At 70.4% G+C, this 20,428-nt stretch carries 22 protein-coding genes; 7 read left to right on the plus strand and 15 right to left on the minus strand.

Annotated elements, in window-relative coordinates:
* Positions 1-2 precede the first annotated feature (2 nt).
* Positions 3-713: a transposase gene (locus tag N787_RS08710; protein WP_034212825.1), complete on the plus strand. Its 711-nt coding sequence runs from the start codon at positions 3-5 to the stop codon at positions 711-713.
* Between the two features lie 52 nt (positions 714-765).
* On the opposite strand, the gene N787_RS08715 is transcribed toward N787_RS08710, so the two are convergent.
* The 8 genes from N787_RS08715 to N787_RS08750 form a co-directional block, all read right to left on the minus strand.
* The gene (locus tag N787_RS08715; RefSeq protein WP_034212736.1) at positions 766-1,392 is read right to left on the minus strand and encodes a thymidine kinase; all 627 of its coding nucleotides are present in this window, start codon (positions 1,390-1,392) and stop codon (positions 766-768) included.
* Between the two features lie 70 nt (positions 1,393-1,462).
* Complete coding sequence (locus N787_RS08720) at positions 1,463-2,128, minus strand: pseudouridine synthase (protein ID WP_425387861.1); 666 nt, start codon at positions 2,126-2,128, stop codon at positions 1,463-1,465.
* A gap of 75 nt (positions 2,129-2,203) precedes the next feature.
* Entirely contained in the window at positions 2,204-3,889 is a 1,686-nt protein-coding gene (ubiB, locus tag N787_RS08725) for a ubiquinone biosynthesis regulatory protein kinase UbiB (RefSeq protein WP_052575311.1), read from the minus strand.
* Positions 3,886-4,521, minus strand: coding sequence for a ubiquinone biosynthesis accessory factor UbiJ (locus N787_RS08730; RefSeq protein WP_034212739.1), 636 nt, complete (start codon positions 4,519-4,521; stop codon positions 3,886-3,888). The genes ubiB and N787_RS08730 overlap by 4 nt, the downstream gene beginning before the upstream one ends.
* Before the next feature lie 43 nt (positions 4,522-4,564).
* A complete protein-coding gene (locus N787_RS14715) occupies positions 4,565-4,720 on the minus strand; it encodes a DUF1328 domain-containing protein (RefSeq protein WP_034212741.1) in 156 nt (51 codons plus the stop codon).
* 125 nt (positions 4,721-4,845) lie between these two features.
* On the minus strand, positions 4,846-5,847 hold the full coding sequence (gene oleD, locus N787_RS08740) for a 2-alkyl-3-oxoalkanoate reductase (protein WP_034212744.1): 1,002 nt from the start codon (positions 5,845-5,847) through the stop codon (positions 4,846-4,848).
* Positions 5,844-7,514, minus strand: a complete 1,671-nt coding sequence (oleC, locus tag N787_RS08745) for an olefin beta-lactone synthetase (RefSeq protein WP_034212746.1) — start codon at positions 7,512-7,514, stop codon at positions 5,844-5,846. Before oleC ends, oleD begins: the two co-directional genes overlap by 4 nt.
* A gap of 1 nt (position 7,515) precedes the next feature.
* Complete coding sequence (locus N787_RS08750) at positions 7,516-8,445, minus strand: alpha/beta fold hydrolase (RefSeq protein WP_034212748.1); 930 nt, start codon at positions 8,443-8,445, stop codon at positions 7,516-7,518.
* A 168-nt stretch (positions 8,446-8,613) separates the two neighbouring features.
* On the opposite strand from N787_RS08750, the gene N787_RS08755 reads away from it, so the two are divergent.
* From N787_RS08755 to N787_RS08765, 3 genes are read left to right on the plus strand one after another with little or no spacing between them, the layout of a single operon-like run.
* Positions 8,614-9,831 (plus strand): efflux RND transporter periplasmic adaptor subunit, encoded by a 1,218-nt coding sequence (locus N787_RS08755; RefSeq protein ID WP_034212750.1) that lies wholly within the window; start codon positions 8,614-8,616, stop codon positions 9,829-9,831.
* A 5-nt stretch (positions 9,832-9,836) separates the two neighbouring features.
* The gene (locus N787_RS08760) at positions 9,837-11,039 is read left to right on the plus strand and encodes an ABC transporter permease (RefSeq protein ID WP_034212752.1); all 1,203 of its coding nucleotides are present in this window, start codon (positions 9,837-9,839) and stop codon (positions 11,037-11,039) included.
* On the plus strand, positions 11,032-11,760 hold the full coding sequence (locus N787_RS08765) for an ABC transporter ATP-binding protein (protein ID WP_034212754.1): 729 nt from the start codon (positions 11,032-11,034) through the stop codon (positions 11,758-11,760). The genes N787_RS08760 and N787_RS08765 overlap by 8 nt, the downstream gene beginning before the upstream one ends.
* Before the next feature lie 23 nt (positions 11,761-11,783).
* Here N787_RS08765 and N787_RS08770 read toward each other — a convergent pair whose 3' ends face one another.
* The 5 genes from N787_RS08770 to N787_RS08790 are packed head-to-tail and all read right to left on the minus strand — an operon-like array spanning position 11,784 to position 15,214.
* A complete protein-coding gene (locus N787_RS08770; protein WP_034212755.1) occupies positions 11,784-12,410 on the minus strand; it encodes a class I SAM-dependent methyltransferase in 627 nt (208 codons plus the stop codon).
* 21 nt (positions 12,411-12,431) lie between these two features.
* Positions 12,432-13,556: an NADH:flavin oxidoreductase/NADH oxidase gene (locus tag N787_RS08775; protein ID WP_034212757.1), complete on the minus strand. Its 1,125-nt coding sequence runs from the start codon at positions 13,554-13,556 to the stop codon at positions 12,432-12,434.
* Entirely contained in the window at positions 13,553-14,545 is a 993-nt protein-coding gene (locus N787_RS08780; RefSeq protein WP_034212759.1) for an LLM class flavin-dependent oxidoreductase, read from the minus strand. The genes N787_RS08775 and N787_RS08780 overlap by 4 nt, the downstream gene beginning before the upstream one ends.
* Positions 14,546-14,567: 22 nt before the next feature.
* Positions 14,568-14,789, minus strand: coding sequence for an oxidoreductase-like domain-containing protein (locus N787_RS15530; RefSeq protein WP_425387859.1), 222 nt, complete (start codon positions 14,787-14,789; stop codon positions 14,568-14,570).
* Between the two features lie 5 nt (positions 14,790-14,794).
* Positions 14,795-15,214, minus strand: a complete 420-nt coding sequence (locus N787_RS08790; RefSeq protein ID WP_034212763.1) for an Lrp/AsnC family transcriptional regulator — start codon at positions 15,212-15,214, stop codon at positions 14,795-14,797.
* 135 nt (positions 15,215-15,349) lie between these two features.
* Here N787_RS08790 and N787_RS08795 point away from each other — a divergent pair, with 135 nt between their 5' ends.
* From N787_RS08795 to N787_RS14360, 3 genes are all read left to right on the plus strand, one after another.
* Positions 15,350-16,396, plus strand: a complete 1,047-nt coding sequence (locus N787_RS08795) for an ornithine cyclodeaminase (RefSeq protein ID WP_034212829.1) — start codon at positions 15,350-15,352, stop codon at positions 16,394-16,396.
* Between the two features lie 140 nt (positions 16,397-16,536).
* On the plus strand, positions 16,537-17,025 hold the full coding sequence (locus tag N787_RS08800) for a VOC family protein (protein ID WP_034212765.1): 489 nt from the start codon (positions 16,537-16,539) through the stop codon (positions 17,023-17,025).
* A gap of 3 nt (positions 17,026-17,028) precedes the next feature.
* The gene (locus N787_RS14360; protein ID WP_052575312.1) at positions 17,029-17,868 is read left to right on the plus strand and encodes a CE1 family esterase; all 840 of its coding nucleotides are present in this window, start codon (positions 17,029-17,031) and stop codon (positions 17,866-17,868) included.
* 12 nt (positions 17,869-17,880) lie between these two features.
* Here the strand turns inward: N787_RS14360 and N787_RS08810 are convergent, their stop codons facing one another.
* Positions 17,881-19,341 carry a serine hydrolase domain-containing protein gene (locus N787_RS08810; protein ID WP_084590718.1) on the minus strand — a complete coding sequence of 487 codons (1,461 nt, stop codon included), beginning with the start codon at positions 19,339-19,341 and terminating at the stop codon, positions 17,881-17,883.
* Positions 19,338-20,402 carry a Fic family protein gene (locus N787_RS08815; RefSeq protein WP_034212767.1) on the minus strand — a complete coding sequence of 355 codons (1,065 nt, stop codon included), beginning with the start codon at positions 20,400-20,402 and terminating at the stop codon, positions 19,338-19,340. Before N787_RS08815 ends, N787_RS08810 begins: the two co-directional genes overlap by 4 nt.
* Positions 20,403-20,428 lie beyond the last annotated feature (26 nt).

A 20,428-nucleotide genomic window follows, 5' to 3' on the forward strand; every position in this document is an offset into this window, starting at 1 on the left:
CCATGCCGCGCCGCCCCAGGCTGGAAGCCTCAGGATTCCCCTTGCACATCACGCAGCGCGGCGTTAACCGTGCGGCTACGTTCATCGATCCGGGCGACTACTCACGCTATCTCCATTGGCTTGCAGAGGCGTTCGCGGAGCATCACGTTGCGCTTCATGCCTATGTCCTGATGGGAAACCACGTCCACCTGCTCGCAACCCCATCGAGACCGGGCGCGCTTTCCAAGGCCATGGGCCAGCTCGGCCGGCGCTACGTACTGTCATTCAACCAGCGTCACGAGCGGACCGGGACGCTTTGGGAGGGCCGCTTCAGGTCTTGCCTGGTCGACTCCGACCGCTACGCCCTGGCGGTTTGTCGCTACATCGAGCTCAACCCGGTCCGTGCCGCCTTGGCAGCCAGGCCCGAGGACTACCCCTGGTCCAGCGTCCACCACCACTTGGGACGACGGTCGGACCCCTTGGTAACGCCACATCCTTCGTTCCTGGCTCTGGGGACAGATCCACGCCAACGCATCGAGACCTACCGGCACCTGCTGGTCGATTCGTTGCCGGACGAGGAGCTGGCCGCCATTCGGGAGTACATGCGGCAAGAGCGCGCACTGGGCAGCCCGCGTTTCCAATCGATGCTGGAGGCATCGCTGGGCCAAGTCGCGTCGACGCGACCGAGGGGACGTCCTCGAAAGAATGCAACCAAGAAAGACAGCACCGGATGATGCCGCGCACGGGATTCAAACAGATATTTACTCTGACCCCTTTTTTATTGCTTCAGTCGCCGAGGGGCAGCTGTGGCTGCTGCAGGTCGATCACGCCCTCGCCCGCCATCACCTTCTTGAACTCGCCGCGGCTGACCGAAACATAGCGCTCATTGCCGCCGATCTCCACCTGCGGGCCGTCGGAGATGGCGCGGCCGTTCTCGTCCACGCGCAGCACCATCGTCGCCTTGCGGCCGGTGTGGCAGATGGTCTTGATCTCGACCAGGTTGTCGGCCCAGGCCAGCAGGTACTGGCTGCCTTCGAACAGTTCGCCGCGGAAATCGGTGCGCAGGCCGTAGGCCAGCACCGGCACGTTCAGGCGATCCACGATCTCGGTGACCTGCCAGACCTGGCGCTTCGACAGGAACTGCGCCTCGTCCACCAGCACGCAGTGCAGTGGCCCGCGCGCGGCGATGTCGTCGCGCACCATGGCCAGCAAATCGTCGTCGCGGCCGAAGATGGTGCCGCGGGCCTTGAGGCCGATGCGCGAGGCCACCACGCCCTCGCCGTAGCGGTCGTCCAGCCGCGGCGTGAGGATGAGCGTGCGCATGCCGCGCTCGTGGTAGTTGTGCGCGCTCTGCAGCAGCGTGGTGGTCTTTCCGGCGTTCATCGCCGAATAGTAGAAATAGAGCTTGGCCAAGGCGGTGGTCCGGGGCGTGCGAAGGGCCATTATCGCCGCTGGCGCGGGCCCGTGGCCAAGGCCGGGCCGTTCAGGTCCCGGGTGGCCGCTGCAGCGCGGCCTCCATCACGTCCGACCACCCCAGCCGCGCCATCGCGCGGTTCCACTCGTCGTCGCCCGGGGCGATGGCGGTGATGCGGCGGCCGTCAAGCGGATGCGGGAAGCTCAGCCGGTAGGCGTGCAGCAGCATCCGGTGCACGCCCATCATGCGGAAGGCCTGGTTGTGGCGGCCGTCGCCGTGGCTGCTGTCGCCGATCATGTGGTGGTGCAGGTGCTTGAGGTGGCGGCGGATCTGGCGGAAGCGGCCCGTTTGCGGCGTACAGCGCAGCAGCGCGTAGCGCGAGGTCGGGTGCTGGGCACTGGGGATCTCGAGTTCGGCGGTGGCCAGGCGCGCGTAGGCGGTGATCGCCGGCTTCTTCTGCGGCTTGCCGGGGCCGCCGTCCAGCGGGTGGTCGATCACGCCTTCGGCCGGCTCGGGCCAGCCGCGGCACACGGCCAGGTAGTCCTTCTCGAAGTCCTGCGACATCAGCGCCTTGCCCAGCGCCGAGGCGCTGTCGCGGTCGAAGGCCAGCAGCAGGCAGCCGCTGGTGGCGCGGTCCAACCGGTGCACCAGGAACACGGGCCGGCCGAACTGCTCGCGCAGTCGGTCGGCGGCGAAGTCGGTTTCACCGCGGGCCAGGGCGCTGTCGTGCACCATCAGGCCGGCGGGCTTGTTGACCACCGCGATCTGTTCGTCGGCGTGCAGTACGGGAAGCGCGAGCGTCACGTCAGCTCAGCGACGCGGCCAGGCCGCCAGGAACGCGGCGAACGCGCCGAGCCCGGCAATGCCCGCCGCGGCCGGGATGCCGAGCAGGCGCGGGCCGCCGGCTTCCAGTCCGACGAGGACGGCCGCCACCACCATCAGGCCGGTGCCGAGGATGGCGTAGATGGTCTGGCGCTGGCCGGCCTTGGAAATGCGCGCCAGCTCGGCCAGGTCTTCGCTGCGCATGTTGATCGAGTGCTGGCCGCGCACCTGCTGGGCCAGGAAATCGTGCAGCAGGCGCGGCATGTCGGGCGCGTGCGTGATCAGCTCGGGCAGGCGCTTGCGGAACTCGGCGCCCAGCGTGGCCGGGCTGTAGCGCTCGCGCAGGATCTTCTCCAGCACGGGGCGCGCCTCGGCCCAGATGTCGAGCTTGGGGTCGAGCAGGCGGCCGACGCCCTCGATGTTGAGCAGCGTCTTCTGCAGCAGGATCAGCTGCGGCTGCAGGGTGAGCTCGTAGCGCTGCGCGGTCTTGAACAGCTTCACCAGCACCTCGCCCAGCGAGATCTCGCTCAGCGGGCGGGTGAAGTAGGGCTCGCAGACGGCGCGCGTGGCCGCCTCGAGCTCGTCGATGCGGATGTGCGAAGGCATCCAGCCCGCCTCGATGTGCAGCTCGGCGATGCGGCGGTAGTCGCGCTGGAAGATCGCCATGAAGTTCTCGGCCAGGTAGTACTGGTCGCGGCGATCGAGCTGGCCGACGATGCCGAAATCAATCGCGATGTAGCGCGGGTTGGCCTGGCGGGTGGCGTCCACCCAGATGTTGCCGGCGTGGGCATCGGCGTGGAAGAAGTTGTCGCGGAACACCTGCGCGTAGAACACGCGCACGCCCTTGGCCGCCAGCGCCTTGCGGTCGATGCCGGCGGCATCGAGCGCCACGATGTCGTCCGACGGGATGCCGCGCACGCGCTCCATCGTCAGCACGGTCTCGGTGCTGTAGTCCCAGAGCACCTCGGGCACGTACAGGTCGTCGCTGCCCAGCCAGGTGCGGCGCATCTGGCTGGCGTTGGCGCCCTCGCGCTGCAGGTCGAGCTCGGCGTACAGCGTGGCCGCGATCTCGGACACCACCTCGTGCGCGCGGATCTTGTCGGCGTTCGGATGGTGGCGGTCGGCCAGCGAAGCCAGGGTGCGCAGCAGCTCGATGTCGGCGTCGATGCGGGCGCGGATGTCGGGGCGCAGCACCTTCACCACCACCTCGCGGCCGTCGTGGAAACGCGCGGCGTGCACCTGGGCGATGGACGCGGACGCGAGCGGCGTGAGGTCGAACTCGGCGTAGACTTCGCCGACCGGCTTGCCCAGCGCCGCCTCGACCAGCGCACGCGCGGCTTCGCCCGGGAACGGCGCGACGCGGTCCTGCAGCAGGGTGAGTTCCTCGGCGATGTCGGGCGGCAGCAGGTCGCGGCGCGTCGACAGCACCTGGCCGAACTTCACGAAGATCGGGCCCAGCTCCTGCAGCGCGTGGCGCAGGCGCTGGCCGCGCGGCAGGTCGGCGGCCTCGCGCGCCGGCGTGATCGGCTTGAGCAGCCACAGCCAGCGGCGGAAGGCGGTGTCGCGCAGGAAGTCATCGAGCCGGTGCCGCAGCAGCACGCGGGCGATGCCCACGGCGCGCAACGTGGCGGTGACACCGCGCGAGCCGCCGCGCACCAGGCCGACCGCGCTCATGCGCCCTGCCCCGCGTTCAAACGGGCGAAGCGGGCGAGCAGGCGTTCGGCGCGATCGCGCAGGTCGTCGACGTCATCGTGGAATGCCGCGAGCTCGGCCTTTCCGACCAGGTCGCGCGATTCCTCGGTGAGGTAGTCGACGGTGTCGCGGCTGAAGCCGCGGGCGAACTCGCCGCCGGCCTTCAGCGCCTCGCCCAGCACGCGCGCCACCTGCGGCCCGATCACCGGGCCCAGCAGGTCGGCGAAGGGCTTCTCGAAATCAGGATCGAAGCGCTGCGCGAGATGCTGCAGCGTGCGCGCCAGCTCGGCGTCGCCGTTGATGCGGACCTTGCCCACCGGCGGCGCGCCGCTGGCGCGGAAGAAGGGCAACTGGGACAGCACGCCCGAGAGCGTGGCGCGGATGCCGAGGTCGGGCTCGTCGGTCGGCGGGCCCACCTGCAGCTGGCCCTCGTGCACCTTGATGTCGAGCGCCACCGGCGGCGCCTCCAGCGCGAGGCCGATACGACGACCGCCGAGGCGCGTGAGCGCCCCGGCGGTGTCGGGATCGAGGGCAACCAGTCGGTTGAGCGCCAGTTCCAGGGCGCGGCCGGCCAGGGGCTTGAGGGCGTCGAAGGGGGAGGCGGCTGGCGTCATGCCGCCATTCTAGCCATCCGGCGTGATGCCCGGGGATGGACCGTCAGGTCGCCTTCTTGAGGAAGGACACGACCGCCAGGATCAGGAACACCACGAACAGCACCTTGGCGATCGTGGCAGCCATGCCGGCCAGGCCACCGAAACCGAGGACGGCCGCAATGATGGCGACCACGAGGAAGATCAGCGCGTAATGGAGCATGGTTGCTCTCCTGTTATTGGGGGGATGCCTCTGATGGGCAAGCCGACCCTAGCCCCCGCTGCCTGACCGCCGGGTTAAGCGCGGAATCGTCCTCAGGCGCGGTTTAGACTCGCCTTCACGCGGCGCTAGCGAGCGCCCGCGCGCCACCAGGCGGCCAGTCGCTCCAATCCTTCGGCGGTGGACACGCGCGGCACGTAGCCGAAATCACGACGGGCGGCGGAGATGTCGTACCAGTGCGGCGTCGACAGCTGCTCGGCGAGGAAGCGCGTCATCGGCGGTTCGCCCTTCAGGCGCAGCAGCGTCCAGGCGGTTTCGAGCACGGCGCCCGCCGCGTAAGCCACCGCGTAGGGCACGCTGCCGGTGACCGGCGGCACGCCCGCCGCGCCCAGCATGTCGTTGACGATCTGGCGCACGGGCCGCGGCTCGCCATTGGAAATGAAATAGGCCTTGCCGGCGCAGGGCGCACCCGGCGACAGCGCCTTGAAGGCATCGACGTGGGCCTGCGCGGCGTTGTCGATGTAGGTGGTGTCCATGCGGTTGTGGCCGCCACCGACGAAGCGCAGCCGGCCCGCGTTCGCGCGCTCGACCAGGCGCGGCAGCAGCTGGGTGTCGCCCGGGCCCCAGATCAGGCGCGGGCGCAGCGCGACGGTGGCGAGCGTGGCGCCGTTCGCGGCCAGCACCTCCTGCTCGGCGATCAGCTTGGTGGCCGGGTACGGCGCCTGGAAGCGCTCGCCGTACGGCGTGTTGATCTCGTTGCCGCCCTCCACCGGCGTGCGGCCGCTGTGGGTGACGCTGGGCGTGGAGGTGTAGACCAGCCGCGCGATGCCGTGGGCGCGCATCGCCGCCAGCACGTTGCGCGTGCCGGTGACGTTGGCGCTGAAGTAGCTTTCCACGCTGCCCCAGGCGCCGGCCTTGGCGGCGTTGTGGAAGATCGCGTCCTGCCCTGCGAAGGCGGCGAGCACCGCCGCGGCGTCGGCGAGGTCGCCGCGCACCTGGCGCACGCCCATTGCCTCGAGCGCGGGCGAGTGGCTGCGCTGGAAGCTGGTGACCTCGTGGCCTTCGGCCTGCAGCGCCTGGCACAGCGCCTGGCCGAGGAAGCCGGCACCGCCGGTCACGAGCACCTTCATGCGTTCCTCCGCGGCACGCGCGGCTGCTTCGCGGCCCAGGCCGCCAGCTGCTCGCGGCCGATCTTAGCGTTGTGGCGGATGTCCACCGGGAAGCCCGGGTGGATCAGGAAATCGTGGATGCGCGCGGTGTGCACGTAGCCCATGCCGAGGCGATACAGCTCGTCGAGCACGCGCTCATGCTCCGACATCGGCAGGTTCGGCGCCATCTCGACGCAGAGCACCGGGCGCTGGTCGCTGCCCTCGCCCACGCCGACCAGCGCGGTGCGCGCCACTTCGGGATGGGTGTTGAACACCGGCTCGACCTGCTCGGTGTAGAGATTGCCCAGCGCGGTGCGCACGCGATGCGACTTGCGGCCGCAGAACCACAGCCGGCCCTCGGCGTCGAAGCGGCCGAGGTCGCCCATGCGGTGCACCACGCGCGTGCTGCCGTCGGGCAGGGTCTCGCGGATCTTCGCCAGCGCGGTGGCCTGCGGGCGGTTGAAGTATTCGTCGGTGGCGGTGGGGCCGGCGACGGTGATCTCGCCGATCATCTCGGCGCCCAGCACCTGCGCCTGCGACCAGTCGGGGATCGCGGCGTCGGTGATGGCGATGATGCGCACTTCGTTAGGCGGCACCGGGCGGCCGACGCAGGTGCCGGCGCCGTGCTCGGTGGCCTCGCGGGTGGACTGCAGCTCGCGGCCTTCGATCACCGCGACGGGCAGGCACTCGGTGGCGCCGTAGGGCGTCCAGAACTGCGCGTCGTCCGGCAGCAGCGCACGGATGTGCGCCACCACGTCGGCAGGCACGGGCGCGCCGGCGGAGGTGACGCGGCGCAGGCCGTCGAGCTTCTGGCCGTGGTCGGCCAGCACCTTCATCAGCGCCGGCGAGCCGAACAGCTGGTCGACGCCGAAGGCCTTCATCGCGTGCAGCAGCCTGCGCGGATCGGCCTTGGCGGGCTGGGTCGGATCCATGTCGGGAATGATCGAGCTCAGGCCCAGGGCCGGGTCGAACAGCGCGAACGGCGGGAAGGTGGGCATGTCCACGCCGCCGGGCCGGATGCCGAAGGCGTCGCGCAGCAGGTCGATCTGCGCAACGAAGTGGCGGTGGCGGTAGACCACGCCCTTGGGCACGCCGGTGGAGCCGGAGGTGAACAGGATCGCGGCGACGTCATCGCCCGCGGTGTCGGCCAGCTGCGGACCCGCGTTGGCGCCGGCGGCTTCGACTTGCGCCAGCGTCGCGCCCCCCCAGAACCAGCGGCGCCCGACGGTGATGCGCGTGCGCGCCGACGGCGCCCAGCGCAGCAAAATCCGCGCGAACTGCGCGAGCGGGATGCCGATGAAAGCCTCGGGCATCGCTTCGCCCAGGCATTCCTTCAGCGCGCGCTTGTCGATGCCCGGGTCCACCAGCACCGGCACCGCACCCGCCTTGAACAGCGCGAACATCAGCAGGAAGAACTCGGGCGAGGGCCGCACCATCACCACCGCGCGGGTGCCGCGACCGATGCCGTGCTTCGCCAGGCCCGCCGCGATCGCGTCGGAGCGCTGGTCGAGTTCGCGATAGCTGAGCGTGAGGTCGTGGCGGGCGAAACCGCCGGGCCCGCGCGAGCCCGGGCAGCGCATGGCGATGCGGTCGGGCGCTTCGGCGGCCAGCCGCGGCAGCGCGGCGGCGATGTTGCAGGCCGCCGTCATTTCACAGCAGGTTGCGGTCGAGGAAATCGCGGATGCGCGGCACCAGCAGCTCGTGCTTGTCTTCGAGCACGTAGTGGCCGGCGTCCTCGTACACCTGCTTCTCCGCGCGCGGCAGCGCCTCCTCGAAGCCCTTCAGGAAATGGTGGTCGAACACGAAATCCTGCAGGCCCCAGCCCAGGTAGGCCGGGCGGTCGGCGTAGGACGCCAGGCGCTTGCCGGCCTCCTCCACCAGGTCCCAGGCGCGGTCGCCCGGCGCCAGCGGGATGTCCTGCACGAAGCGGAGCGTGGAGATGCGGTTCTTCCAGCTGTCGTACGGGGCCTCGTAGGCCTTGAGCACGTCCTCGGGCATCTTGCGCACCACGCCCTGCCGGGTGGCGCCGGCCGCGAAGGCGTTGAAGCCGCGGATGGCGATCGCGCCGAGGTTGTAGTCGCGGCCGAGCTTGAGCTGCCAGGGCAGCGGCTTGCTGGCGGGCAGCGGGAAGGACGCGGTGTTGAGGATGACCAGGCGCTTGATGCGGGCGCCGTGCTTGAGCGCCCAGCCGAAGCCGATCATGCCGCCCCAGTCGTGCACGGCCAGGGTGAGGTCGTCGCCGACGTCCAGGTGCGTGAGCAGGCGGTCCAGGTCCTGGATGCGGCTGCGCAGGGTGTAGCTGTAGGCCTTGTCGTCGGGCTTGTCGGACAGGCCCATGCCGATGTGGTCGGGCACGATGCAGCGGTAGTCGTCGCGCAGGCCGAGCACCAGGTGGCGCCAGTAGTACGACCAGGACGGGTTGCCGTGCAGCATCAGCACCGGGTCGCCCTCGCCCTCGTCCAGGTAGGACTGGGCCAGCCCGTTCGGGTGCACGAAGGACTTCGGGGTGAAGGGATAGTCCGGGAACGGACCCTTGGCGAGGACGCGGGCCTGTTCGGCGCTGAGGGTGGTCGGGTTCATGGGCCGGAATTCTACGAGGAAAGAACGGGGTCAGGTTCACTTACCTGGCGAAGCAACCCGGCCACAGCCAAGTTCCGGCGAGGTAAGTGAACCTGACCCCGTTCTTTCTCATGCGGCCTCACGGGGCAGAAGCTGTCCTGAGATTCGAATTGCCCCCGGAGCCTTGGCATGAAGCGCCCCCTCGTCGTTGCTGCGCTGGTCGTGGTCGTCCTGGCCCTGGGCTGGTCCGGCCTGCAGTCCCTGCGCGGCCCGGTGCTCGACGGCTACGGGGTCACGGCCCGCCCGCTGGTCCAGACCGTGGTCGCCACCGGCCGGGTGGCGGCGGTGTCGCGGGCACAGGTGGGCAGCCCGGTCACCGCGGTGGTGCTGGAGCGGCGGGTGGAGGAAGGCGACGTGGTGCAGCCCGGCGACGTGTTGGCCGTGCTGCGTGCCGATGACCTCGAGGCCGCCGTGCGTGAGGCCGAATCCTCGCTGGCCCAGCTGCAGCAGGCCACCCGCCCGCAGGCCCAGGCCGCGCTGCGCGAGGCCGAGGCCCGGCTGGCGCAGGCCAGCCGCGAGGCCGAACGCCGCCGAGACCTGTTCGCGCGCCAGCTGATCGCCCGCGAGGCGCTGGAGCAGGCCACCCAGGCCGAAACCACCGCCCGCTCCACCGCCGAGCAGGCCCGCCTGGCCGCGGCCGCGCTCGCCGCCGGCCAGCCCGCCGAAGCCGCCGCCCGCGCCCGGCTCGAATCCGCGCGCGCCCAGCTGGCCAAGACCACGATCCGCGCCGAGGTGGCCGGCACCGTGCTCACCCGCAATGCCGAGCCCGGCGACCTGGTGCAGCCCGGCCGCGTGCTGTTCGAGATCGCCCGCGCGGGCGATACCGAGATCCTGCTGCCGCTGGACGAAAAGAACCTCGAGGTGCTGGCGCTGGACCAGCCGGCGATGTGCGTGGCCGACGCCTTCCCGTCGCGCCCCTTCCCGGCCCGCGTCAGCTTCATCGCGCCCAGCGTGGACCCGCAGCGCGGCTCGGTGGACATCCGGCTCACCGTGTCGCCCGCGCCCGACTTCCTGCGCCAGGACATGACCGTGTCGGTGAACGTGGAGACCGGCCGCCGCGAGCGCGCCATCGTCGTGCCCAACGACGCCCTGGCCAGCACCGACGATGGCCGCGCCGAACTGTGGGCCGTCGTCGACGGCCGCGCCGCGCGACGCACCGTGACGCTGGGCCTGCGCGGCCTGGCGATGACCGAAATCACCGAGGGCCTGGCCGAAGGCGACCGCGTGCTGGCCGACGCCCAGGCGCCGGTGGCCGAAGGCGACCGCGTGCGCGTGCGGGACGGCGCGCTGCCCACCGAGGCGGGCAACGCCGCCACCCGCAACGAACTGCCGGCCAAGCTCGACTGACGCCGATGTGGATCGAATGGACCATCGCCACCCGCTTCCTGCGCGAGGGCAAGGCGCAGAGCACGCTGATCCTGGTCGGCATCGCCACGGGCGTGGCGGTGATCGTATTCCTGACTGCGCTGATCACCGGCCTGCAGGGCAACATCATCAACCGCACGCTGGGCACGCAGGCGCACATCCGCGTGCAGCCGACGGAGGAAACCAACCGCATCCTGGCGCCCGCCGACGGCAGCGTGCAGCTCGTGCTCGAGAACAAGCGCGCGCAACGGCTGCGTTCGATCAACAACTGGCAGCAGGTGCGCGACGTGCTGGACACGCTGCCGCAGGTCACGGCGGTGTCGCCGGTCATCTCGGGCCCGGCGTTCGCGCGCCGCGGCGAGGCACTGGAGTCGGTGGCGCTGGTGGGCATCGATGCCGAGCGCTACCAGCGCATCATCCCGATCCAGGACGACGTGGTGGCCGGCGTATTCCGCATCGGCGCCGGCGACACGGTGATCGGCAAGCAGCTGGCGGCGGACCTGGGCATCCGCGTCGGCGACAAGCTGCGGCTTGACGGCGGCCAGGGCCGCGAGACGGTGCTCAACGTCGCCGGCATCTTCGAGCTGGGCGTGCGCGAGCTGGATTCGCGCTACGTTTACCTGGACATGAAGCAGGCGCAGTCGCTGCTCGACCTGCCCGGCGCGGCGACCGTGATCGACGTGACGGTGGACGACATTTTCGCGGCGCAGCCGATCGCGACGCGCATCGGCCGGCTGACGGGGCTCAAGTCCGAGAGCTGGATGGAGACGAACGCGCAGCTGATGAACGCGCTCCGCTCGCAGAGCCTGAGCACGCAAATGATCAGCCTGTTCGTGGCGCTGAGCGTGGCGCTGGGCATCGCCAGCGTGCTGTCGGTGAGCGTGGTGCAACGCACGCGCGAGATCGGCATCCTGCGCGCGATGGGCACGACGCGGCCGCAGATGCTGCGGGTGTTCCTGATGCAGGGCGCGATCTTCGGCCTGGCCGGGTCGCTGGTGGGCGGGCTGGCGGGCTATGCACTCGTGGGCGCATTCAACACCTTCGGGCCCAAGCTGTTTTTCATCCCGGTGGACCCTTGGCTGCTGGTGGGCGCCGCGGCGCTGGCGACGTTGACCGGCATCGTCGCGGCGGCGGTGCCGGCGCGGCGCGCGTCGGGCCTGGACCCGGTGGAGGCGATCCGCCATGTCTGAGACCCATGACGCCGCGCAGGAAGTGCTGCGGCTCGCGGGCCTGCGCAAGAGCTACAACGTCGGGAAGCCGACCGAGGTGGAAGTGCTGCACGGCCTGGACCTGCGGCTGCAGCGCAGCGACTTCGCGGCGCTGGTGGGCGCGTCGGGCTCGGGCAAGAGCACGCTGCTGAACGTGATCGGACTGCTGGACCGCCCGACCGATGGCGAGCTTTTTCTTCTTGGCAAGCCCACCCGCGCGATGGACGACGCCGGGCGCACCGCGCTGCGCGGCAGCGCGATCGGCTTCGTGTTCCAGTTCCACCATCTGATCCAGGCCTTCACCGCGCTGGAGAACGTGCTGATGCCGCTGATGGTGGCGAGCGGCAAGCCCACGCGCGAGCAGCTCGATCGCGGGCGGGGGCTGCTGTCGGACGTTGGCCTCTCGGGACTCGAACACCGCAAGCCCGACCAGCTCTCCGGCGGCCAGCAGCAGCGCGTGGCGGTCGCCCGCGCGCTCATCACCCGCCCCGCCCTGCTGCTCGCCGACGAACCCACCGGCAACCTCGACAGCCAGTCCGCCGGCGAGGTCTTCGAACTCTTCCGCAAGTTCAACCGCGAGTTCGGCTGCGCCGTGCTGCTGGTCACCCACGACCCGCGGCTGTCGGCCCGGTGCGACCGCACCGTGTCGCTGGTGGACGGCCGCATCGCCAGCGACGAGGGCGGGGCCAAGGGCGGAAGCTGACCCCGTCGTGCGACGGCCGGGCGCTAGTCCAGCCGACGCAGCACGGCCCAGGCGAAGGACTGCGGGCTGCCGCCGGGGGTGGTGTGGATCTCGTGGCGCTGGTCGACCAGCGTGAAGCCGGGGCCCATCAGGGCGGCGATGTCGGCGGGTGCGCGTCGCGCGACGATGAGCCCGCTGCAGCGCTCGGGGCCGTCCGGCGCGAAGCCGCCGATCACCGCGTGCCCGCCCGGGCGCAGGCTCCGCGCGGCCTGGGCGGCGTAGCCCGCGGCCGCCTCGGGCGTGGTCAGGAAATGCAGCACGGCGCGGTCATGCCAGAGATCGAAGGCGGCCTCCGGCAGGTTTGCGTCGAGCACATCGGCCGCCAGCCAATGGACGGCTTCGGCGCGCTGGCCCAGGCGCTGGCGCGAGACCGCGAGCGCTTCGCCGGCGAGGTCGAGCACGGTGATGTCGGGGACACCGCGATCAAGCAGGTCGTCGACCAGCGTGGACGCCCCGCCGCCGACATCGATGACGCGCGAGGCCTTCGACAGGCCGGCCGCTTCGAGCAGGGCAAGCGAGGTCTCGAGGTGCGGCCGGTACCAGCTCACGCTGTCGCTGGGCTTGCGGCGGTAGACGTCCTGCCAGTGCGCGGCGGCCTCAGTGTCGGTCATGGCCCGTGCCCTCCATGCGCCTCAGGCAATTGAACCAGGTTCATCGGCTTTCAGCAGGTTCGGGAACTGGCGGGGCTGCGAGCGCAGGTACTGCGGCGGCGCGGCGACGCTGGCGCCGAGGTGCGCCGCGGCATGCCAGGGCCAGCGCGGGTCGTAGAGGATGCCGCGGGCGATGGCCACGAGGTCGGCATCGCCGGTGGCGACGATGGCTTCGGCGTGGTCGTAGTCGGTGATCATTCCAACGGCCACCACCGGAATCGCCACCGCCTGCTTCACCGCGCGCGCGTGCGGCACCTGGTAGCCGGGTCCGACCGGGATCCGCTGCGCCGGGTGCAGCCCGCCGGTCGAGACATGGATGGCGCTGCAGCCGCGCGCCTCCAGGGCTTTCGCGAACGCCACCGTGTCTTCGGTGGTCCAGCCGCCGTCGACCCAGTCGGTGGCGGACACCCGCACGCTGACCGGGTTTTCCGCCGGGAAGGCCGCGCGCACCGCATCGAAGACCTCCAGCGGGAAGCGCATGCGGTTCCCGGGCGTGCCGCCGTACTCGTCGTCGCGCTGGTTGGACAACGGCGACAGGAACTGGTGCAGCAGGTAGCCGTGCGCGGCGTGGATCTGCACCGCGTCGAGGCCCAGGCGCGCGGCGCGGCGCGCGGCGGCGGCGAAGGCGTCGCGCACTTCGTCCATCTGCTCGCGCGTCATCGCCTCGGGGGCGTGGTCGGTATCGTGGAACGGCAGCGCCGACGGCGCGACGGTCTGCCAGCCGTGGGCGTGGCCGGGCGCGATCTGCCTGCCGCCGTGCCAAGGCAGGTCGGTCGAGGCCTTGCGGCCCGCATGCGCGAGCTGGATCGCGATCGGCATCGAAGACCATCGGCGAACGGACTGCAGCACCGTCGCCATCGCCGCCTCGGTGTCGTCATCCCAGAGCCCGACGTCACCGTAGGAGATCCGCCCTTCGGGTCGCACCGCGGTGGCCTCGATCGTGAGCAGCCCGGCGCCGGACAGCACCAGCTGGCCGAGGTGGATCAGGTGCCAGTCGGTCATCTTGCCGTCCACCGCCGAGTACTGGCACATGGGCGCGATGACGATGCGGTTGGGGAGCGACAGCGCGCCGACGGAAAGCGGTTCGAAGAGTTTCGGGCTGCTCATGCCTGCCAGGCTTCCATGGTGAGTTCGAAGGAACGCACGCGCGCAGCGTGGTCGAAGATGTTGGCGGTGAGGATCAGTTCGTCCGGGCGATGGCGTTCGACGAAGGCCTGCATCTGCGCGCGCACCGTGGCCGGCGCGCCGACCGCGCGGCAGGCCAGCGTGCTGTCGATCATGTGCCTCTCGGCGGGCGTGCAGTAGTCGTCGATGTCGGCGGCGCTGGCGAGCGGCGGCGGCACCAGGCCCGGGCGGCCGCGGCGCAGGTTCACGAAGGCCTGCTGCTGGGTGGTGAACAGGCGCGCGGCTTCGTCGTCCGTGTCGGCGGCGACCACGTTGAGGGCCAGCATCGCGTGCGGCCGGGCCAGGCGCCTGGATGGTTTGAACTCGCGGCGATACACCGCCAGCGCCTGGTCGAGCGCATCCGGCGCGAAGTGCGAGGCAAAGGCATAAGGCAGCCCGAGCGCCGCGGCGAGGCGCGCGCCGAACAGGCTGGAGCCCAGGATCCACGCCTCGATCTCGACGCCCGCGCCGGGCACGGCCTGCACCGCCTGGCCCGGCTGCGCGGGTTCGAAATAGCGCAGCAGTTCGACCACGTCGGCCGGGAACTCCTCGGCATTGGCGTAGTAGCGCCGCAATGCCTGCGCGGCCGCCGCGTCGGTGCCGGGCGCGCGGCCCAGGCCGAGGTCGATGCGGTCCGGGAACAGGGTGCCCAGCGTGCCGAAGGCCTCGGCGGCCTGCAGCGGCGAGTGGTTCGGCAGCATGATGCCGCCCGCGCCCACGCGGATCCGCGAAGTGCCCGCGGCGACATGGCCGATCAGCACCGCGGTGGCTGCGCTGGCGATGCCCGGCATGTTGTGGTGCTCGGCCAGCCAGTAGCGGCGATAGCCGAGCCGCTCGCCCGCACGCGCCAGGTCGAGGGCGTTCGCGAAGGTCTGGGCCGGCGTGCTGCCGACGGTGACGGGGGCGAGGTCGAGGAGGGAGAGCGGGGTCATCGGGGCGCCTCGGGGATCAGGCTTACTTGATGGGGTCCGCCGCGTCGTCCGCAAGGCGCGATTCGGTGCCCGGACCCGCCTTCGGCGTGAACGCTGTGTCGCCCGTGGCCGCCTGCCATGCCGCGAGTTGCTGCTCGTAGTGGGCGAGTTCCTCGGCATAGATCTCGTGCACGCAGCGGTCGCAGCCGCTGTCGCAGCAGTCGGCCGGCAGCGGCTTCTCCGGGGGGACGGGCTTCGCGGGCAAGCCAGTCATCCGCGCAGCGTCCGCAGGTGCACGCTGGTTTCGCTGGCGCTGACGCCTTCGATGCCGCGGATTCGCTCGAGTGCGGAGGAGAGTTCGGCCAGGCTGCCCACGCGAAGTTCGACCAGCAGGTCCCAGCGGCCGTTGGTGTCGTGCAGGGCGGCGACGCCGGGTTCGCCCAGCAGCGCACGGATGACGCGCTGCTGGTTGCCCTCGACCGCGAGGGAGGTCCAGGCACGGATCTCGTCGGGCGTGGCGTCGGGGCGCAGGCGCAGGGTGTAGCCGGTGATCACGCCGTCGCGCTGCAGGCGCGCCATGCGGTTGGTGATCGTGCCGCGGGAAACGCCCAGCGCCTTGGCCAGGTCGGCCACGGGGGCCCGGGCGTCGTGGCGGAGTTTGGCGATCAGGCGCTGGTCGAGGTCGTCCACTTGGACACTCCGGCATTTCGTACTGTCGTTTTAGCAGGTTTCTGGCGAAAACGTGGCATTACTGCCATTTCGCCCTGCCACGCCGGTCCGGACAATGGGGTCATCGAACCGCACACCCGGAGAACCCCGATGGCCATGACCCAGCTCACCACCCAGGACCTCACCCGCATCGTCGCCGCGAATGGCCTGCCGACCCTGCTCGGCCGCCTGGTGGACTACCTGGAGGCGGACTTCCGCCGCTGGCCGGAGTTCGACAAGAGCCCGCGTTCGGCCGCGCACTCGGCGCTGGGCGTGATCGAGCTGATGCCGGTCGCGGACGCGAAGGAGTACAGCTTCAAGTACGTCAACGGCCACCCGGGCAACACGAAGCTGGGCCTCTCGACCGTGGTCGCCTTCGGCGTGCTGGCCGACATGGACACCGGCCTGCCGACGCTGATCAGCGAGCTGACGCTGACCACCGCGCTGCGCACCGCCGCCACCTCGGTGATGGCCGCGAAGCTGCTGGCGCGCAAGGATTCGAAAACGATGGCACTGATCGGCAACGGCGCCCAGAGCGAGTTCCAGGCGCTGGCCTTCCACCACCTGATGGGCATCGAGGAAGTGCGCGTGTTCGACACCGACCCGGCCGCCACCGACAAGCTGGTGCGCAACCTGGCCGCCGCCGCGCCCGCCCTGCGCGTGGTGCGCAGCGCCAGCGTCGCCCAGGCCGTGCGCGGCGCCGACATCGTGACCACGGTGACCGCGGACAAGGCCAACGCCGACATCCTGACGCCGGACATGATCGAGCCCGGCATGCACATCAACGGCGTCGGCGGCGACTGCCCGGGCAAGACCGAGCTGGCGCCGGAAGTGGTGGCGAATGCGTCGGTGTTCGTCGAGTTCGAGCCGCAGTCGCGCATCGAGGGCGAGCTGCAGCAGATGCCCGCCGACTTCCCCGCCACCGAGCTGTGGGAAGTGCTGACGCTGCGCGCCGCCGGCCGCCGCAACGGCGCCGAAGTGACGCTGTTCGATTCGGTCGGCTTCGCGCTGGAGGATTACTCCGCGCTGCGCCTGGTGCGTGACTCCGCGAAGGAGCTGGGCCTGGGCCGCGAGGCCGGGCTGATCCCCGCGCTGCGCGACCCGAAGGATCTGTTCGGCGAGCTGGCCGCGGCGCCGGCGATTGCGCGGCTCAAGGTGGCCTGACCCGTCGCGCGCGCCCGGCAGCGGGCGCGCGTCGGTTTCCCCGGCGGCCGTCGTCGCACGGGCCGACCGGCGGTGGCAGCGGCGGACGGCGGGTGCTAGCGTCCCGGGCGCAGGGGATACCGCGCCACGAGGAGCCCGCCATGACCGCACGCATTGCCCGCAACACCATCTGCCTTTGGTACGACGGTGGCGCGCTGGACGCCGCGCGCTTCTACGCAGGGACCTTTCCCGACAGCCAGGTCGACGGCATCTTCAAGGCGCCGTCCGACTTCCCTTCAGGCAAGCAGGGCGACGTGCTGACGGTGGCGTTCACCGTGCTCGGCATCCCCTGCCTCGGCCTCAACGGCGGCCCGGCCTTCCCGCAGACCGAAGCGTTCTCGTTCCAGGTCGCCACCGACGACCAGGCGGAAACCGACCGCTACTGGAACGCCATCCTCGCCAACGGCGGCCAGCCCAGCGCCTGCGGCTGGTGCAAGGACCGCTGGGGCGTGAACTGGCAGATCACCCCGCGCGTGCTCACCCGCGCCCTCGCCGATCCGGACCCCGAGGTGGGGCGGCGCGCGTTCGAAGCGATGATGACCATGACCCGCATCGACGTCGCGGCCATCGAGGCGGCGGTGCGGGGCTAGGCGATGGGCCGGGCGCTGATTCGGCTCGTCCTCGTGTTCATCGCTGCGGCGAGCGCCTCACCGGCGGCCGCGGATGATCCCGCGACGACGCGCGAACTGGATGTCGCCGGCGAGCTGCGCAGGTACCACCTGTTCGCGCCGCCCGATGCCAAGCGCGCGCCGCTGGTGATCACACTGCACGGCCACGGCCAGACCGCGAAGCAGATCGAGGCGATGTCGGGCTGGACCGCAGTGGCTGCGCGGCACGGCGCCGTGGTGGCCTACCCGCTGTCCCGCGGCGAGCGCTGGCGCATCTTCGGACCACGCAGCCCCGACGTGGAATTCCTGGTCGCGTTGATCGACCAGCTGGCGGCCGACGGGCGGGTCGATCCCGCGCGCGTTTTCGTCAATGGCTACTCGGGCGGCGCGCAAATGAGCTGGCGCTTCGCCTGCCAGGAACCAACGCGCGTGGTCGCGGCCGGCTTCGTGGCCGGCGCCGCACCCGACGGCTGCGGCCTGGGCGACAAGCCGCCGGTGATCCTGTTCCATGGCGAACGCGATTCCTCGCTGCCGTTCATGGATGGCCAGCGCACGCTGGATATCCCGGCGCTGGGCCAGGCCTGGGCGGCGCGCGAAGGCTGCCAGCCGACCGCCACGATCGAGGTCATGACGGACCCGAAGCTACGCGCCGAGGGCGTGCGCCGGCACCACTGGGCCTGCGATGCCGACGCACCGGTTCTGCTGTACAGCTTCCGCCGGGGCGAACACGACTGGCCCGGACACGTGCGCAGCCACGGCAGTCGGTCGGTGGATGCGACGGCGGTGATGTGGGAGTTCTTCCAGGCGCACGCGCCGGCGCGCTGAGCGCGCACGCCGTCAGGGAACCGGCATGCGCTCGTGCAGGTAGGAGTAAACCAGGCCCGCGGCGGGGGGATCGAAGTTGCTCAGCACCACGATGGTGACGTCGAGCTGCGGATAAACGCGCAGGTGCGCGTTCATGCCCGGCGCCATGCCGCCGTGGCCGTAGCTCGCCAGCGCGCCCTCGCCCACGACTTCGAAACCGAGGCCCTGCCAGCCGCTCTGCAGGCGCGTCGCTTCGGCCGCCATCGCCGGCGACAGCAGCTTGCCGGCCTGCAGTGCCTGCACGAAGCGGTGCAGGTCGCGCACCGTGGCATAGCCGCCGCCCGCCGGCGAGCCGCGGAACGGCAGCGTGTCGCCGTTCGGCACCCAGGCCTGGCCCTGCCGCAGGTAGCCGACGGCGCGGCCCTCGACCGGCGTGGTTTCCGGCAGCGAGCCGGTGCGGGCCATGCCGGCGACGTCGAGGATGTGTTGCTGCACGTAGGCGTAGTAGTCCTGCCCGCTGGCGCGTTCGACCAGCGCGCCCAGCACCATGAAGCCCAGCGAGGAATATTCGGTCTGGCTGCCGGGCTCGAAGGCCAGCGCCTGGCCCGCGTACTGCGCGAGGTAGTCCGAGGGCGTGCGCATCGCGTCACGCCTGGCGATGAATTCGGCCGGCGTCTTGAACTCCGGCGACTCGCCGAAGCCGATCTCGCCCACGCCGGCGCGATGCGTCAGCAGGTGGCGGATCGTGACCTTCGCCGCGGCCTCCGGGTTCGGATAGTCCGGAAGGTACTCGCCGATCGGCGTGTCCAGCGCGAGCTTGCCGGCCTCGACCAGCTGCAGCACCGCCACCGCCGTCACGATCTTGTTCATCGAGCCGAGGCGGAAGCGCGTGTCGACGGTGTTCGGCGTGCCCTGCGCGCGGTCGGCCAGGCCCCAGGCCTGCTCCAGCAGGATCTTGTCGCCGCGCGCCACGAGCACGGCGCCGCTGAAGCGGTCCTGCTTCGCCAGCGCGTCCGCGCGCGCCACCACGGCGGCGATCGCGGCCGCTTCGTCGAGGCGCGGCGTGGGCAGGTACTCGACGTCCAGCGAGGTGATGCGGTGCGGCGCGCCGGGCTCGACGGTCAGGTCGAAGCGCAGGCGGCTGTCGGGCAGCTCGACTTCCTGCAGCGTGGCCGACAGCTGGTCCGGCGACGCGGACTCCAGCGCCACCAGGGTGAAGCCGCCCGTCTCGGCGCGCTGCTGCAGCACGTCCTCGACCGGGGTTTCGCGCGCGTAGGTGCGCTGGAACTCGGCGATGCGCGCCGCGTCGGCGGCGTTGAACGAGGTGAACCACTGGTCGAAGACCTGGCCCGCGGGAGTGTCGGGAATCGGTGGCTGGGCCGTGGCCAGAATCGGCATCAGCGCCATAGCCGCCACCATTACAAGGGCCAGGAAAGGCTGGCGGATCATCGTCGTGAACCGGCCGGCGGACGCCTGCGTGATCATGTCAGTCATTCATCCACCTGGACCAGTAGCTCATAGAGTGGCTGGTTTATGTAGAAGTTGCTGCGGCCAATCTTCCGCTTCCGCAGGAACCCTCCCGCCACCAGTGCATTGAGGTATTTGGTGGCCGTAAGCCTCGACACCTTCAGGTCCCGCTGCACGAACTCGATCTTGGTATAGGGGTGGCTGAAGAGGTTGTTGATCAGGTCCTGGCTGTAGAACTTGTAGGAGGCACGAATTCGTTGCTTGGTATCAAGCAGCAACCCGCGAATGGCGGAGATGGTACTCACGGTCTCCTTCGCCGTCCGCTCGATGGCCGTAAGCATGTACAGCGTCCAATCCTCCCACGCGTCCTTGTCCCGGACATCCTGCAACAGTCGGTAGTAGTCCGGCTTGGTGCGCACGATGTGCCGACTCAGGTAAAGCACCGGGATATCCAGCAAACCTTCCTTCACCAGGTAGAGCACGTTGAGGATGCGACCCGTCCTGCCATTGCCGTCGTAGAAAGGGTGGATGCTCTCGAACTGATGGTGGATCAGAGCCATCTTGATCAGCGGGTCCACGTCGAACGGCGGCTGGTCATGGATGAACTTCTCCAGCCCACCCATCAGGTCGCGGACCTGGTTCGCATCCTGGGGTGGCGTGTACACGACTTTCCCGACGCCGTCCTTGAGCGTGGTTCCGGGCAGCTTGCGCAAGCCCGCCTGGCTGCATTCGAGCTCGGCCTGGATGGCAAGGATGGTATTGAGCGTCAGGAGGCCATGATCGCGCACCTGCTGGAAGCCGACGCGAAGCGCCTGCCGATAGCGAAGCACCTCCTTGCTGGCGATGCTGGTGCCGGATTCTCCCGAGTCGTCGTCCCGATACAGTTCGTCGTGGGTGGTGACGATGTTCTCGATGGCCGAGCTGTCCTTCGCTTCCTGAAGCGTCAGCGTGTTGATCAGGATGGCCTGGTTGGGAATGCTCGCCGCAACGCCCTTCAGTTCGGCGAGGTTGCGGCTGGCGGACGCCAGGCGCTTGAGGATGGCGGGGGTGTCGAACCGGGCGGGATCGAGGGCAGACAGTGGCTGCATGACGCGACACTCCGCGCTACGTGTAT

It is taken from the genome of Arenimonas metalli CF5-1 (assembly GCF_000747155.1).
GTDB classification, from domain to species: domain Bacteria; phylum Pseudomonadota; class Gammaproteobacteria; order Xanthomonadales; family Xanthomonadaceae; genus Arenimonas; species Arenimonas metalli.